15 protein-coding genes are annotated in these 15018 nt (G+C 73.2%); 6 read left to right on the top strand and 9 right to left on the bottom strand.

Features of this window, described 5'->3' with window-relative positions; genetic code table 11:
- Positions 1–81: 81 nt before the first annotated feature.
- The 3 genes from AC067U_RS03935 to AC067U_RS03925 all read right to left on the bottom strand — a co-directional run bounded on the left by AC067U_RS03935 (position 82) and on the right by AC067U_RS03925 (position 3584).
- Entirely contained in the window at positions 82–1062 is a 981-nt protein-coding gene (locus tag AC067U_RS03935; RefSeq protein WP_478827992.1) for a TIGR04222 domain-containing membrane protein, read from the bottom strand.
- The gene (locus AC067U_RS03930; RefSeq protein WP_478827991.1) at positions 1059–2438 is read right to left on the bottom strand and encodes an MbnB/TglH/ChrH family RiPP precursor modification enzyme; all 1380 of its coding nucleotides are present in this window, start codon (positions 2436–2438) and stop codon (positions 1059–1061) included. The genes AC067U_RS03935 and AC067U_RS03930 overlap by 4 nt, the downstream gene beginning before the upstream one ends.
- A gap of 375 nt (positions 2439–2813) precedes the next feature.
- On the bottom strand, positions 2814–3584 hold the full coding sequence (locus tag AC067U_RS03925) for an aminoacyl-tRNA hydrolase (RefSeq protein WP_478827990.1): 771 nt from the start codon (positions 3582–3584) through the stop codon (positions 2814–2816).
- 268 nt (positions 3585–3852) lie between these two features.
- On the opposite strand from AC067U_RS03925, the gene AC067U_RS03920 reads away from it, so the two are divergent.
- Positions 3853–4527, top strand: coding sequence for an AIM24 family protein (locus AC067U_RS03920; protein WP_478827989.1), 675 nt, complete (start codon positions 3853–3855; stop codon positions 4525–4527).
- A 54-nt stretch (positions 4528–4581) separates the two neighbouring features.
- Here the strand turns inward: AC067U_RS03920 and AC067U_RS03915 are convergent, their stop codons facing one another.
- The 4 genes from AC067U_RS03915 to zapE form a co-directional block, all read right to left on the bottom strand.
- Positions 4582–5466, bottom strand: coding sequence for a polysaccharide deacetylase family protein (locus tag AC067U_RS03915; RefSeq protein ID WP_478828282.1), 885 nt, complete (start codon positions 5464–5466; stop codon positions 4582–4584).
- 289 nt (positions 5467–5755) lie between these two features.
- Entirely contained in the window at positions 5756–7099 is a 1344-nt protein-coding gene (locus tag AC067U_RS03910) for an alkaline phosphatase PhoX (protein ID WP_478827988.1), read from the bottom strand.
- 147 nt (positions 7100–7246) lie between these two features.
- Positions 7247–7672 (bottom strand): OsmC family protein, encoded by a 426-nt coding sequence (locus AC067U_RS03905; protein ID WP_478827987.1) that lies wholly within the window; start codon positions 7670–7672, stop codon positions 7247–7249.
- Between the two features lie 146 nt (positions 7673–7818).
- Complete coding sequence (zapE, locus tag AC067U_RS03900) at positions 7819–8922, bottom strand: cell division protein ZapE (RefSeq protein ID WP_478827986.1); 1104 nt, start codon at positions 8920–8922, stop codon at positions 7819–7821.
- A 35-nt stretch (positions 8923–8957) separates the two neighbouring features.
- Between zapE and AC067U_RS03895 the strand changes: the two genes are divergently transcribed.
- From AC067U_RS03895 to msrB, 4 genes are all read left to right on the top strand, one after another.
- Positions 8958–9740, top strand: coding sequence for a pyrimidine reductase family protein (locus tag AC067U_RS03895; RefSeq protein ID WP_478827985.1), 783 nt, complete (start codon positions 8958–8960; stop codon positions 9738–9740).
- Between the two features lie 126 nt (positions 9741–9866).
- A complete protein-coding gene (locus tag AC067U_RS03890; protein WP_478827984.1) occupies positions 9867–10334 on the top strand; it encodes an indole-3-glycerol phosphate synthase in 468 nt (155 codons plus the stop codon).
- Positions 10335–10540: 206 nt separating this feature from the next.
- Entirely contained in the window at positions 10541–11938 is a 1398-nt protein-coding gene (murC, locus tag AC067U_RS03885) for a UDP-N-acetylmuramate--L-alanine ligase (protein ID WP_478827983.1), read from the top strand.
- 11 nt (positions 11939–11949) lie between these two features.
- Positions 11950–12363, top strand: a complete 414-nt coding sequence (gene msrB, locus AC067U_RS03880; protein WP_478827982.1) for a peptide-methionine (R)-S-oxide reductase MsrB — start codon at positions 11950–11952, stop codon at positions 12361–12363.
- Between the two features lie 93 nt (positions 12364–12456).
- Here the strand turns inward: msrB and AC067U_RS03875 are convergent, their stop codons facing one another.
- Positions 12457–13329: a LysR family transcriptional regulator gene (locus AC067U_RS03875; RefSeq protein ID WP_478827981.1), complete on the bottom strand. Its 873-nt coding sequence runs from the start codon at positions 13327–13329 to the stop codon at positions 12457–12459.
- Positions 13330–13424: 95 nt separating this feature from the next.
- On the opposite strand from AC067U_RS03875, the gene AC067U_RS03870 reads away from it, so the two are divergent.
- Positions 13425–14162 (top strand): SDR family oxidoreductase, encoded by a 738-nt coding sequence (locus AC067U_RS03870; protein WP_478827980.1) that lies wholly within the window; start codon positions 13425–13427, stop codon positions 14160–14162.
- Positions 14163–14238: 76 nt separating this feature from the next.
- Here the strand turns inward: AC067U_RS03870 and AC067U_RS03865 are convergent, their stop codons facing one another.
- Complete coding sequence (locus AC067U_RS03865; RefSeq protein ID WP_478827979.1) at positions 14239–14874, bottom strand: SMI1/KNR4 family protein; 636 nt, start codon at positions 14872–14874, stop codon at positions 14239–14241.
- Between the last annotated feature and the right edge of the window lie 144 nt (positions 14875–15018).

Raw genomic sequence — 15018 nt, 5'->3', positions numbered from 1 at the left:
GGTTTCTACAAGGCGGAGAACTGCCTGGTCAGGGGCTGCTGCTGAGGTGTGAACAGCTTGTGATGCGGCCGTGATGCGCCGTCAGGAACTGCTGCCGCAGCTGGAACTGGACGAACTGCCGCAACTCGACCCGGAAGAACAGCTGGAACCACTGCCGCAACTGGAGCTCCCGCCAAAGCCGGTGCCGCCTCCGCAGCTGCCGGACGACCCGCCGCAGGAGCCCGTACCGCCGTCCCCGCTTCCTGCGCCGCCGTCCGAGCCCGCGGCGCACCACCAGGCGGTCATGGCATCGTTGTCGGCGGAGCCGCTGCCGTGCCCGCGCCCGTGCCCGTGGCGTACCGGGGCCGCTGCCAGGGGCAGGTTCAGCTGCCGCCGCAGCAGCGGGTCCGGCACCCCGGCCGGGCCGTACAGCGCGACCCGCACCCGGGGGTCGCCGGAGGCCCCGTGAGCCCGGCGGAAGCCCTCCAGGGCGGCCCTGCCCGCCGCCGTCGTCCGCCGTCCGGCGGCGAAGCCGAGCACCACCGCGGCAGCGATGCCGAGCAGTGGCGCGGGCAGCGCGGCGAGGGCCGGGCCGGTGTCGACGGCGGCCAGGACGGCGATCACCGGCAGCGAGACGAGGCAGGCCACGCCCTGCACGGCCGCCCACGTGCCGGGACGGGACATCACCCCCGGCGGGACCAGCAGCCCGCGCGCGGCGAGCGCCTCGCCGGTCTGCCGGACCGCCGGATGGGTCTGCACGGCGATGCGCAGCGGGACCAGGGCACCGCCGGCCGCGCCGCCGAACACCTCCAGCACGGCCCGCTCGACCGGGTCGTTGCCGTGGGCGCCGGTGCGCACCTGCACGATGCCCGGGCCGCCGATCATCATCCGGCCGTCGTGGCAGAGCGAGACCAGGGCCGTCTCCACCACCCGGCGGGGGCCGCCGGTGAGGAACGCGGCGCCGGAGGAGTCCAGGACGGGCGGCGCGGACGGGGCGGCGCCGCGGGCGCGCCGGACGGCGAGCGCCGTGCAGGCGGTCGAGGCGAGTACGCCGAGCCAGATGGCGAGGCTGACGACGATCACGCGACGGCCCCCCGTGGTGCGCGTGGCGCGCCGAACCCGAAGCGGCGCGCCCACTGGCCCAGCCGCCCGCGCGGGCGGCTGCCCGTCCGCTCCTGCCACCACCGGGTGAGCAGGCGGCGCGCGGCCGGGTCCTCGGGCAGCCCGCGGACGAGCAGGTGCTCGGCGAAGTCCAGGGCGTCACGGCGGTAGCCGCCACTGAGCGGCCGCTGCCGGGCGTACGCGACGTAGGCCGTGCGGAACGCCTCCCCGCCGCCGAGGATCCCGACCAGCTCGGGTGCGATCTTCCGCACCACCGAGGCCCGCTTGGCCAGCAGCGCCCGCGCCTGCACCGCGACCCGCTGCCGGTCGAACCCCTCCGGCACCGGCGTCCCCGCCACGAGCGCCGACAACAACGCGGTTTGTGCCACCGCGACCCGCCCCCGGGCCGCGTCCGCGCCGGAGGCGCCGGGTATCGGCCGGGCCGCTCCGGCGACCGGGACCTCGCGGTGCGGCGGCACATCGGTACCGCGGGAAGGGGCGGGGCGGGGCGGGATCCCCGCGGGCGCGGACGAGGCGTCTCCGGCGGCGGCCAGCGCCCCGCGGATCGCGGTGAGTTCGCCGGCCAGCTCCGCCTCCGGCGGGAAGTCGTCGTCCCGCTCCAGCAGCACCCCGGGCGGGTCCATCCGCTCCCGCAGGGCCCCCAGCACGCCGAGGATCTCCGGGGGGACCGGGTGCGCGTGCGTGTCGTGCCAGACCCCGTCCCGTTCCACGCCCCCGGCCACGTGCACGTACGCCAGCGACTCCGCCGGCAGCGCGTCCAGCACGGAGAGGGGGTCCTCGCCGCGGTTCACCCGGTTCGTGTGCAGGTTCGCCACGTCGATCAGCAGCCGGACGCCCGTCCGCTCCACCAGCTCCGCCAGGAAGGCGCCCTCGGTCAGCTCCTCCCCGGGCCACTTCACCAGCGCGGCGATGTTCTCCAGCGCCAGCGGCACCGGCAGCGCGTCCTGCGCGATCCGCACGTTCTCGCACAGGACGTCCAGCGCGTCCCGGGTGCGCGGCACCGGCAGCAGGTGCCCGGCCTCCAGCGCGGGCGAGGAGCTCCGTACGAAGGCGATGTGCTCGGTCACCAGCGGCGCGCCCAGCGCCACCGCCCGTTCGGCGAGGCCGGCGAGCCGGTCCGGGTCGGGGCGCTCCGCGCCGCCGATGCCCAGCGAAACGCCGTGCGGAACCACCGTCACCCCGCGCTCGCGCAGCCGCACCAGCGAATCGGGCAGGTGTCCGGGACACACGTTCTCGGCCACCACCTCGACCCAGTCCAGGCCCGGCAGCCGTTCCACCGCGTCCGCGATCTCCGGCCGCCAGCCGATGCCCACCCCCAGGCGTGCCATGGGCTTCATGCCCCTCGCCCCCCTTCAGTCGTTCCCTGCCGGTGTGATGGCCCCGGCGAGCCCCGGCCAATCCCGGAGGCTCGGGTTCAGAGCAATATTTGAGCTTCCGTGAGTGTCCGGCCGGGATCCCGGAGCGTGCCGCTGTCCGTCCGGGCGGTGTCCGGCGAAACGCCCGCCGGCCGTCGCGCCGCCGCAACGATGGATGGGCCGAGTGGGGACCTTAGGGCTGGTGCGGCACCTCGCCGCGTTGCCGAAACGTTCCTATAGCTCCGCTATCGAGGCGCTCCGGCGCCTTGCGATGCGTCCCCTCGGCCCTGGCGGGCCTGGGGAGACCCCATGCACCAGACACCGCGGCCACTCCGACCCTGATCCGCCGGACAGACCCTAGCCGCCCAGTCGTGTCCGCAGGGCGGGATGGTCGGCGATCACCGTCGCCGAGCCGGGGGCGATCTCCGTGAACCCCGCGTCGCGTACGACGGGCAGACCGCTCGCCGCCAGCGCCACCCACTGCTCCGGCCCGGCCGCCGTCCGTACGGCGAGGGCGAAACCGGCATCCCGCCAGGCCGCCCGTTCCGCGCCGGTCAGCTCCCACCAGGCCAGCTGCGCCGCGTGCCCGGCCTGGGCCATGGCCTTGCCGGCCGACATGGCGACGTCGGGGTTGAGCCAGAGCACCGGAACCCCGGGTTCGACCGGGCCGGCCGGCTCCGGGTCGTCCAGGTCCGTGCCGGACACCTGGAGCTTGGCCAGCTCCTTGGGCCAGCCGTCGAGCGGCACCGGCGGGAACACCCGCACCTCCGCGCCCGCGCCGGTGGCCGAGCTGCCGGCTCCCTCCACCGTGATCCCGGGCAGCGCGGACGCCTTGCGCCATTCCGCGCCGCGGGCCCGCCGCACCACCTTGCGGATCCGGGCGTCCTGCCAGTCGCGTACCGCGGCGGCCCATTCGCCCTCGCCGAGCGCGCGGTCGTCGGACAGCAGCACCAGCACCGCCCGCGCCGCCGTCTCCAGGGCTTCCGTACGGGCCGGCGGCCCGGTCTTCTCGATGCGCACCACCAGGGGCAGGACGAACTGGGGTGCCTCGTCGCGGGCGATCCGCTCCTGCCGGAACGGACTGTCCGCCCCGACGGCGGGGCGGTCTTCGGTGTGGTGGCTGCTCATCGACCCAAGCATGCCAGCACCCCTCCGGGGCGTTGGAGCCGCGGCACCCGGTCCGGCGACGGACGGCACCGCTCCTGCTCACCGGAGCGGGCACCGCTCCCGCTCACCGGAGCGACGAGCGGGGGCATCGGACCGTCCGGGCCCCACCGGGCACCCCTCACTCCCGCTCGGTCTTCGGGAACGGTCCGACTTCAGGATGACCCCCGGGCATCCGGAGCGGCTTCCAGGATGATGCCGGGGGCTCCCGGACAGCGCGAGGATCGGGTGCATGAAGAGCGATCTGTTTGCCTCCGAGCACCTGGCCCAGCCGTCCGCCGCCCCCGGTATGTCCCTCCAGAACGCCAAGTCCGTCAAGTACGCCGTCAACGGCGAGATGCTGGCCCGCCAGGGCTCGATGGTCGCGTTCCGCGGCAACCTGCAGTTCGAGCGCAAGGGCCAGGGCATCGGCGGCATGCTCAAGCGGGCCGTCACCGGCGAGGGCCTGCCCCTGATGTCGGTGCGCGGCCAGGGCGAGGCCTGGTTCGCGCACCGGGCGGGCAACTGCTTCATCGTGGACGTGGAGCAGGGCGACGCCTTCACCGTCAACGGCCGCAACGTGCTGTGCTTCGACTCCACCCTCGGCTACGAGATCAAGACCGTGAAGGGCGCCGGCATGACCGGCGGCGGTCTCTTCAACAGCGTCTTCACCGGCCACGGCAAGCTCGCGCTGGTCTGCGACGGCCACCCGATCGTCATCCCGGTCACCGCGCAGAGCCCGGTGTACGTGGACACGGACGCGGTGGTGGGCTGGAGCGCCCACCTGGAGACCGGGCTGCACCGCTCCCAGTCGGTGGGCTCGATGCTCCGCGGTGGCTCCGGCGAGGCCGTACAGCTGAGCCTGAGCGGCGACGGCTTCGTCATCGTCCGCCCGAGCGAGTTCATCGAGGCGCCGGCCTCCGGCTGACGGCTACCGGGGCCGGGGCGCCGGGGCCGGGGCGGTCGCCCGGCCCCGGCTGCCTCAGGTGCCGATCAGCTCGGACACCTTGACGAACCGGTAGCCGCGCTTGCGCAGCTCCGGGACGATGGTCGAGATGGCCTCCTCGGTGACCGGGGCGGCGCTGCGGGTGCAGTGCATGACCACCACCGAGCCGGGCTTCACCCCGGCCAGCACCTGTTCGGCCACCGCCACCGGGTCCTTGGCGAAGGCGTCCCCGCTGACCACGTCCCACTGGACCGCGGTGACCTTGGCGGTGGACAGGGCCCGTAGCGCCCGGTCGTCGTAGCAGCCGCCGGGGAAGCGGAAGTACGGCACCGTGTTGACCGCGCCGGCCTTGCGGAACGCCTCGAAGGCCCGGTCCACGTCCGCGCGGGCGGCGGCGGCGTCGAGGGCCGGCAGCCCGTAGCAGGGCGAGGTGAAGGCGTGGTGGCTGTAGGAGTGGTTGGCGATCTCGAACATCGGGTCGGTTCCGATGGACTTCGCCTGGTCGGGGTACTCCTCGGCCCACCGGCCCGTCATGAAGACGGTCGAGGGGACCTTGAGCCGGCGCAGGGTGTCGATCAGCTGGGGATTGTCGAAGCGTTCCCCGTCGGCGGCGCGCGGCCCCTGGTCGGCGGTCATGTCGGCGTCGAAGGTGAGCGCGACGGTCTTGTCGCTCCGCTGCCGGGCCCGCTCGAAGACGGGGGTCAGTCCGTTCGGACCGGGCGCCAGCACCGGCGGCCCGGCCTTGGGCCGCCCCGGGCCGGGGGCGGCCGATGCCGATGCCGATGCGGATCCCGGTGCCGGAGCCTTCGGGCCGGATGCCGCTGCCGACGGCGCGGTACGATCGCCGGCCGCCCGCCGGATGTCGGAAGAGGACGACCCGTCGGTGCCGCCCGAGCAGCCGGCGAGCACGGCGCCGAGCACCGCGAGGGCGGCCGCACCACGAAGGGAGCGTCCGGTGCGCCCGGTGCGCCCGGAGCCTGCGCAACGTACAGAACGTGCGGAACGTGCGGAAACTGTCACGCACGCAAACTATATGACTATGTGCCAAGCGGATCGGTGTCGCGCTCCCTGAGCCGGCCCCGGCCACCGGATACTGCGCATCCCTGTCCGCCGGATGCCCCAACGGCGGTTTACCGGCCGCCCGGACGCGGTACCGCACGCGGACCGCACTCACGGGCCGCGACCACCGCAGGGCCCATCGGGGTACCGGTCACCTCCACGGTCCGGTCACCGCGAAGGTCGTCCCCGGCGTGTAGGCGTTGACGAACATCGTCCGGCCGTCCGGGGCGAAGCTCACCCCGGCGAACTCGCCCCACTCCGGGGCCTCCGCCGTCCCGAGGTTGTCCGCGTTCCGCGCGACCGGGTACACCTCGCCCTGCCGCGTCACCCCGAACACGTACTGCGCCCCGCCGCCGTCCTCGCACACCATCAGGCCGCCGCCGGGCGCCAGGCAGATGTTGTCGGGGGAGTCCCCGGGCAGGGCCACGTCCGTCGTCGGGCCGAACAGCACCTCAAGCCGCACCCGCGCGTGCCGCGGGTCGTAGTGCCAGACCTGGCCGAAGTGGTTCCCCGCAGCCCCCTCGCGGGAGCGTGCGTAGCTGGACACGAAGTACACCCCGGTGCCGCCCCAGTAGCAGCCCTCCAGCTTCTGCGCGTGGGTGATCCCGCCCGGGCCGAAGTCCTGAAGCCGGATCGGGGTCCCGTTCGCCGAGGGGTCGGGCACCGGCACCCACCGCACCGGGAACGAGGCCCCCGGCTCGGTCACCAGCGACAGGTCCGGCACCCCGGGCACCCGCATGGCCTCCAGCCGGCCGCCGGCGCGCAGCGATCCCCGGCCGCCCAGCGGCAGGTCGGGCAGGAAACGGTAGAACAGTCCGAAGGGGCGGACGAAGGCGTCCTCGGTCTCGTAGACCACGCCCCGGTACGGGTCCACCGCCACCGCCTCGTGCGCGAACCGGCCCAGCGCGGTCAGCGGCACCGCGCCGGTGCGGTGCGGGTCGGCCGGGTCCACCTCGAAGACGAAGCCGTGGTCCTTCTCGTAGCCGTCCTTGCCGGCCCGGTCCTCGGTCTCCTCGCAGGTCAGCCAGGTGTGCCAGGGGGTGGTGCCGCCCGCGCAGTTGACCGCGGTGCCGGCGATGCCCACCCGTTCCCCGGCGACCTCGCCCCGCTCGTCCAGGGAGAGCACCGTGCAGCCGCCGCGCGCGCCCGGGTCGTAGGTCAGGCCGGGCACGGCCGGTACCCGCAGTTCCGCGGTCGCCCGGTTCTCGTGGTTGCGCACCAGCCGGATCCGCCCGGCGCCGGCGGCGAAGGCGCCCATGCCGTCACAGTTGGCCGGAACCGGCCCCTCACCCGAGCCCATCGGGTGGCCGGCCCGGGACAGCACCCGGTAGCGGAAGCCCTCCGGCAGATCGAGCAGCCCGTCCGGATCGGGCAGCAGCGGCCCGTACCCGGCCTCCTCCTGCGCGGGCGCGGCGGCGGTGTTCCCGCCGAACAGTGCGCCCAGCGCACCGGTGAAGACCACCCCGCCCAGGATCTGACGTCGTGTCGCTGACATGGGCCTGTCGTACCACGCGGCGGCACGGGGGACCCGTACCGCCGCGCAGGCGGGTGACGGCCCGGGAAGGCGCCGGAGCGTCCGCGGCTGCGGTCCGCTGCGGTCCGCTGCGGTCCGCAGTGGCCCGGGCTCGGGCGAGCCCGACGCTCAGGCGAGCTTGGCGCTCAGCGTGATCGTCGTGCCGGTCAGGGCCTGGCTGACCGGGCAGTTCTTCTTGGCGTCCTCGGCGGCGGCGACGAAGGCTTCGTTGTCCAGGCCGGGCACCTCGCCCTCCACCGTGAGGTGGATGCCGGTGATGCCCTCACCGGGCTGGAAGGTGACGTCGGCCTTGGTCTCCAGCCGGGTGGGCGGGGTGCCCTTGCCGGCCAGCCCGTGGGACAGGGCCATCGAGAAGCAGCTGGAGTGGGCGGCCGCGATCAGCTCCTCCGGGCTGGTCTTCCCGTTCGGCGCCTCGGCGCGCGCCGGCCAGGAGACGTCGTAGGAGCCGATGCCCGAGGAGTCGAGGGTGACGACACCCTTGCCCTCCAGCAGGTTGCCCTCCCAGACGGTGTGGGCGTGACGCGTGGTGGCCATCGTGGATCCCTTCGCAAGAGGCGGATACGGCCGGACTGCGCGCGGCGCACGGCACGTACGGGGTCCGCCGCACGGGTGCGGATCGCGCACACGGCGGGCGCGGCCCGTACGGCACGCGGCCGAGCGGTGGCCCGGCGCCCACAAACCTACTGCTCCACAAGCCTCTTCGCGTCACGGGCGAGCGCGGTGAGCCGCGAGATGGCGCGGAAGTACTTCTTTCGATAGCCGCCGTTCAGCATTTCTTCGCTGAAGAGCCGGTCGAAGGGGACCCCGGAGGCGAGGACGGGTATCTCGCGGTCGTACAGACGGTCGGCGAGGACCACCAGGCGCAGTGCGGTCGACTGGTCGGGCACCGGGCCGACGTCGGTCAGGCAGACCGCGGATATGCCCTCGGTCAGCGCGCCGTAGCGGCTGGGGTGGACACGGGCGAGGTGGTCGAGCAGGTGCGGGAAGTCGTCGAGGCCGGCGTCCGGGGTGGCGTACGCGGCCTTGGTGACCTGCTCGTCGGAGTACGGGGCCGGGGCCTCGGGCAGACCGCGGTGGCGGTAGTCCTCCCCGTCGATGCGGAGGGGGTGGAAGTGGGCGGAGAGCCCTTGTATCTCGCGGAGGAAGTCGACCGCGGCGAACCGGCCCTCGCCGAGCTTGCCGGGCAGCGTGTTGGAGGTGGCGGCCAGCGCCACGCCCTGCTCGACCAGCTTGCCCAGCAGGGAGGAGACCAGGACCGTGTCGCCCGGGTCGTCGAGTTCGAACTCGTCGATGCACAGCAGCCGGTGGCCGCTCAGGGTCTGCACGGTCTGCTGGAAGCCGAGCGCGCCCACCAGGTTGGTGAGCTCCACGAAGGTGCCGAAGGCCTTGAGGGAGGGTTCGGCGGGGGTGGCGTGCCAGAGGGAGGCCAGCAGGTGGGTCTTGCCGACGCCGTAGCCGCCGTCGAGGTAGACCCCGCGGGGGCCGGCCTGGGGCTTGGGTGCCCGGGAGAACCAGCGGCGCTTGCCGGCGCCGGAGGCGTGCGCTCCGCCGAGCCCGGCGGCGAAGCCGCTCAGCGTGGTGACGGCCTGCGACTGGCTGGGCTGGTTCGGGTCCGGGATGTACGTGTCGAAGCGCACCCCGTCGAAGCGGGGCGGCGGCACCATCTCGGCGACGAGCCGTTCGGCGGGAACACGGGGCTCGCGGGCGCACAGGGAGTGCGGGCCCGCCTCGGCTATGCGGCTCCGTCCGGCAGCGCCGCCGGACGTGGTGAGGGAGGTTGACACAGCATTCCACTCTACGGCGTGACAGACTGCAGCCCATGCGCCGCCTGTTCCCTGTGACCGATCAGACACTGGCCGAGACCGACCGGGAGTGGTCGCTGGACGAACTCGCGGAGGCGTACGCGTACCCTCCGCTGACCGGTGACGACCGAACGGCACCGCACTGGCTCCGCGGCAACATGGTCAGCAGCCTGGACGGCGCGGCCCAGCACGACGGCCGCTCGCAGCCCATCTCCAGCGAGACCGACATGCGCATCTTCGGCACCCTGCGGGCGCTGGCCGATGTGGTGGTCGTCGGTGCTGAAACGGTTCGCCAGGAGGGGTACCGCCCGGCCCGCGCGAGGGAGGCCTTCGCGGCCCGCCGCGCGGCCGCCGGCCAGGGCCCCGCACCCGCCATCGCGGTGATCACGGCCTCCCTGGACCTGGACTTCTCGCTGCCCCTCTTCACCGCCCCGCTGGTGCCCACTCTGGTGCTCACCGGGGCCGCTGCGCCCGCCGACCGGGTTGCGGCGGCGACGAAGGCGGGGGCCGAGGTCGTGGTGGCCGGGGACGGCGCCGGGGTGGACCCGGCCCGGGTGGTGCGGGAGCTGGCCGCGCGGGGACTCCTGCGGCAGCTCACCGAGGGCGGGCCGCGGCTGCTGGGGCAGTTCGTGGCGGCCGGGGTGCTGGACGAGCTGTGCCTGACCGTGTCGCCGCTGCTCACCGCGGGTGATGCCCAGCGGATCGCCGGCGGGCCCGGCGTGGCCGTGCCGGAGCGGCTGGAACTGGTATCGCTGCTGGAAGAGGCCGGGTTCCTGTACACCCGCTACCGTCGGATCTGACAGGTTGCGGAATTTGTCGTTCCGCTTTGCTCCCGCTGGGCACTATTACCAGCGCGAGCCCCGTCCCACAGCGGGGCAGGATGGTTTCCGCAGGGGCCGCCACGGCCCATGAAGGAGAGGGCGTCCGTGTTCACGAGCGTATTGATGATCGAGAAGCCTCTGACATCCGTAGACGTGGACTTCGTCACCACCCTGCACGGAGACGACCCGGTCTCCTTCTTCGTCCTCATGCAGCCCCGGGGGGACCAGGACCGGCTGCTGCGCGCCATCGACGACGTGGCCCTGGGGGAGCTCCCCGAGGCCATCCGGGAGGGCGACGAACCGGAGGGCACCGCCGCCCGGGGACCGGCCCAGCAGGCCCTCGACTACTCCCTGGAGCAGCTCCGCAAGAGGGGCAGCCAGGCGGTCGGGCGACTGATCGACGACCATCCGCTGGACGTGCTGAAGGCGGTGGTCGAGGAGTCGGGCGCCGACGAGGTCATCGTGCTGACCGCACCCCACTTCGTGGAGGAGTTCTTCCACCGGGACTGGGCGTCCCGGGCCCGCCACAAGGTGGGGGTGCCGGTGCTGAAGCTGTTCGCTCACAACGAGTAGCGGGCCTCCCGCGCCGGCGCCGTGTGGGCAGGCGTTCCGCCCTGCGGGGCGCCGCCCACACCTCGGCGGGGCGCGGACGTCACAGGCGTGCCACGAACGGGGCGGCGCGCCGGACACGGGGTCCTTCGGCGACCGCCGAGGAACTACGCTGGGCCTCGCACCCGGCCCCGGGTGCGGAGCCCCGACCTCGACCTGGAGCACCTCGTATGACGCCCGGCCTGCCGACCGCCATGGACCGCCCCCACTTCATCGGTATCGGCGGGGCGGGGATGTCCGGCATCGCGAAGATCCTCGCGCAGCGCGGCGCCCGGGTCGCCGGAAGCGACGCCAAGGACTCCGCCACCGCCGACGCCCTGCGCGCCCACGGCGTCACCGTCCACATCGGGCACGCCGCCGGCCACCTCGCCGACGACGCCACCTGCGTGGTCGTCTCCAGCGCCATCCGCGCCGACAACCCCGAGCTGGCCCGCGCCGCCGAGCTCGGAGTGCCCGTCGTGCACCGTTCGGACGCCCTGGCCTCGCTGATGGACGGCCTCCGCCCGATCGCCGTCGCCGGCACGCACGGCAAGACCACCACCACCTCCATGCTGGCGGTGTCCCTCTCCGCGCTCGGCCTGGACCCCTCGTACGCCATCGGCGGCGACCTGGACGCCCCGGGCTCCAACGCGCACCACGGCGCCGGCGACATCTTCGTCGCCGAGGCCGACGAGAGCGACCGCAGCTTCCACAAGTACGCGCCGCGGGTCGCGATCGTCCTCAACGCCGAGCTGGACCACCACGCCAACTACGCGTCGATGGAGGAGATCTTCGACTCCTTCGTCACCTTCGCGGGCCGTATCACGGCCGACGGCACCCTGGTCGTCTCCGCCGACCAGGAGGGCGCCGTCGAGCTGACCCGCCGCGTCCGGGCCGCGCAGCCCGGCCTCAAGGTGGTCACCTACGGTGAGTCCGGCACGGCCGACGTCCGCGTCACCGGTATCACCGCCCGCGGTCTGACCAGCGAGGTCACCGTCCTCCTCGACGGCCGCGAGATCACCTTCACGGTGTCCGTCCCCGGCCGCCACTACGCCCTCAACGCGGTCGCCGCGCTCTCCGCCGGTGTGGCCCTCGGCGTCCCGGCCGAGGACCTGGCCGCCGCCCTCGGCAAGTACACCGGCGTCAAGCGCCGCCTCCAGCTCAAGGGCGAGGCCCGCGGTGTCCAGGTGATCGACTCCTACGCGCACCACCCGACCGAGATGTCCGCCGACCTGGAGGCGATCCGCGGCGCCGCCGGGGACTCCCGCATCCTGGTCCTCTTCCAGCCGCACCTCTTCTCCCGGACCCAGGAACTGGGCACGGAGATGGGCCAGGCCCTCGCCCTGGCCGACGCCTCCGTGGTCCTGGACATCTACCCGGCCCGGGAGGACCCGGTCCCCGGGATCACCAGCGAGATCATCATCGCGGCGGCCCGCGCAGCCGGCGCCGACGTCACCGCCGAACATGACAAGAACGCGGCGCCCGCCGTGCTCGCGGGAATGGCCAAGCCCGGCGATCTTGTTCTCACCATGGGTGCGGGCGACGTCACCGATCTCGGCCCCGAGATCCTCGCCCGCCTGGCCGACTGAGGGAGAGCGCCGTGTCCTACGAGATCGAGAAGCCCGACGAGCAGTGGCAGGCCGAGCTCACCCCGACCGAGTACCAGGTCCTCCGCCTGGCCGGGACCGAGCCCGCCTTCCGCGGCGAGTACACGGACACCAAGACGACCGGCACCTACGCCTGCCGCGCCTGCGGGGCCGAACTCTTCCGCTCGGAGACCAAGTTCGACTCCCACTGCGGCTGGCCGTCCTTCTACGACCCGAAGGACTCCGACGCCGTCGAGCTGCTCGCCGACACCTCCCACGGCATGGTCCGCACCGAGGTCCGCTGCGCCCGCTGCGGCTCCCACCTGGGCCACGTCTTCGACGGCGAGGGCTACTCCACCCCCACCGACCAGCGCTACTGCATCAACTCCATCTCCCTCCGCCTGACCCCGGACGGCGAGCAGAGCTGACCGCCCCGAGCGGGACCGGGCCCCGGACATCGCCGATGTCCGGGGCCGTGGTGGCTGCGGACCGGGTGCGGTTTGCAGGTCCACTCCCGGGGGTCACAGCTGGGTGGCCGTGCGGATCAGCTGGGCGAGGGCGCGGGAGCGGCTGTGTGGCGGCCAGGCTATGTGGGTGATGACGGGGGGTGCGTCGGTGAGGGGGACGGCGGCGTGTTCGGCCCATAGCCAGGCCTGGGAGGAGTCGGGGCAGACGGCCGCGGTGCGTCCGAGGGCGATCAGCTGGGCCAGTTGGGTCTGGTCGCGGATCTCGGGGCCGGGGCCGGGAGGGTAGGCGCCGTTGCGGGGCCAGCGGGCGAGCGGAAGATCAGGGACGTCGGTGACGTCGGCCAGGGACAAGGTCTTGTGCGTGGCGAGAGGGTGCCGGGCGGGCAGGACGGCGATCCGTCCCTCGGTCAGTAGTTCCTCGCTGTCGAACCCGGCGAGGGAGTTGAACGGCGTTTGCATGAGTGCCACGTCGGCGCGGCCGTCGCGCAGCAGTGTTTCCTGTTCGCCGATACCGCATGGCAGCACTTCGATCTCGGCGGCGTCGGGCTGGGCCGCGTAGGCGTCGAGAAGCTTCCGCAGCAGTTCTTGGGACGCCGCGGCCTTGACCGCCAGCACCAGGCGATCGCGGGCGCCACCTGGATGATCGGCGCCACCGGCGCGACGGGTGCGGCGTGCGGCGGCGGTGGTCGCGTGCAGTGCGGCGCGACCCTCGTGCAGCAGGACCTCTCCGGCGCCGGTCAGCGAGACGCCGCGGCGGCTGCGGTCCAGCAGCGAGACGCCGAGGCGCCGTTCGAGCTGCTGGATCGCCCGGGACAGCGGTGGCTGGGCGATGCCGAGCCGCTCTGCGGCGCGGCCGAAGTGCAGTTCCTCGGCGACGGCCACGAAGTACCTCAGCTCGCGGGTCTCCAGGGTGTGCAGGGTGTCCATGCCCGGAGCGTACTCCGCGGTGATACCCCACGGGTATCACCGGATGCTTGATCGGTGTTGGTCGCATCGCCGTCGGGTGAGTGAGCATCAATGCCGTGAGCGAAACGAAGATTGCGCTGGTGACCGGCGCGAACAAGGGAATCGGGTACGAGATCGCGACCGGTCTGGGTGCCCTCGGATACCGCGTGGGCGTGGGAGCCCGGGACGAGGCCCGGCTCGAAACCGCCGTGGAGAAGCTGCGCGCCGCCGCGGTGGACGCGTTCGGGGTGCCGCTGGAGGTGACCAGCGACCACAGTGTCACCGATGCCGCGGAACTGATCGAACGGCAGGCCGGGCGCCTGGACGTCCTGGTCAACAACGCCGGGATCTCGGGAGAGTCCGGCCCGGGGTGGGTGCAGGACCCGACCGCGCTCGACCTCGACGTGGTCCGCACGGTCGTGGAGACCAACGTCCTCGGCGTCATCCGCGTGACCAACGCGATGCTGCCGCTGCTACGGCGCTCCACGTCGCCGCGCATCGTCAACATCTCCAGCGGCGTCGCCTCCCTGACCCGGCAGGCGGACCCGAACATCGAGATCGGCCCCGTCATGGCGGCCTACGCGCCGTCGAAGTCGTTCCTCAACGCCGTCACCGTGCAGTACGCCCGGCAGTTCGCCGGTACGAACATCCTGATCAACGCCGCCTGCCCGGGCCTGGTCGCGACCGACTTCACCGGCTTCCACGGATCCCGCACCCCCGAGCAGGGCGCAGCCATCGCGATCCGGCTCGCCACGCTTCCCGACGACGGCCCGACCGGTTCATTCTTCGAAGACGACGGCGCCATCCCCTGGTGACCTGCGGGCGCCAACGCCCGGCCACTGGGTACGGACTTGACCAGGTCGAAGTCGATGACGTGTCGCCCCTTCCGGCTCACCTCGGCGATACCCCCGGGTACAGGTGGGCGTAGGGATCGGGCTCGCCGGTGGACGGGTCAAGTCCCGCCCTGAGCCGACGGTGTTGTTCTCGCCAGCTGACGAACGTGTCCGTCCGCTGCCAGAGCGACTCGTCGCCCAGCGGGCAGCCGTCGAACCGGCCCAGCATCATGCGGGTGATGAACTGGACCATGCCGCAGTCGAACAGGGCCCAGGGCGACTCGCCCCACACGTGGTGCCGACGCCAGGCTATGACGGGCCAGTTGTCCGGATCCCGATCGTTCATCAGCCAACCCATCTCGTTGGCGTTCATCCCGGAGCCCCAGGGCAGGACGGCATCGGCACCCAGCGCCACGTCCGGAACGCCCGCGTCCTCCTCCCAGAGCGCGCGCAGGCCGTCGGTCATGGCTCCGATGTGACACCCTTCCCATCCGCGCACATCACTCGGCAGCGGGGGCAGGATGACGAGATCTCCGATATCGCCCACGCCGTACGTGTCCAGCAGAGCCTTGTAGTCGCTCGGCAGCTGGGTGCCCAGCGCGGCTTCGGCGGCGATCCAGTCGATCTTCTCGCCGCCCGAGAGGTCCGCCGGCACGAGGTCGAGCAGTACGGCCACGTCAGGATGGATGCCCATGGTGAAGCCCCCTTGAGGTCAGTGTCGACAACGTTAGTCGTGCGCACTGACAGCGCTCCGGGGAGCCGGGGAGCCGGGGCGCCGACGGCAGGCCGACAGATCGACAGATCGACAGATCGGCGGGTCGGAAGGTCGGAAGGTCGG

The sequence above is a fragment of the Streptomyces sp. NPDC043853 genome (genome assembly GCF_056436025.1).
The sequence above is the reverse complement of the archived record's forward strand: the minus strand, read 5'-3'. Positions and strand labels throughout refer to the sequence as shown.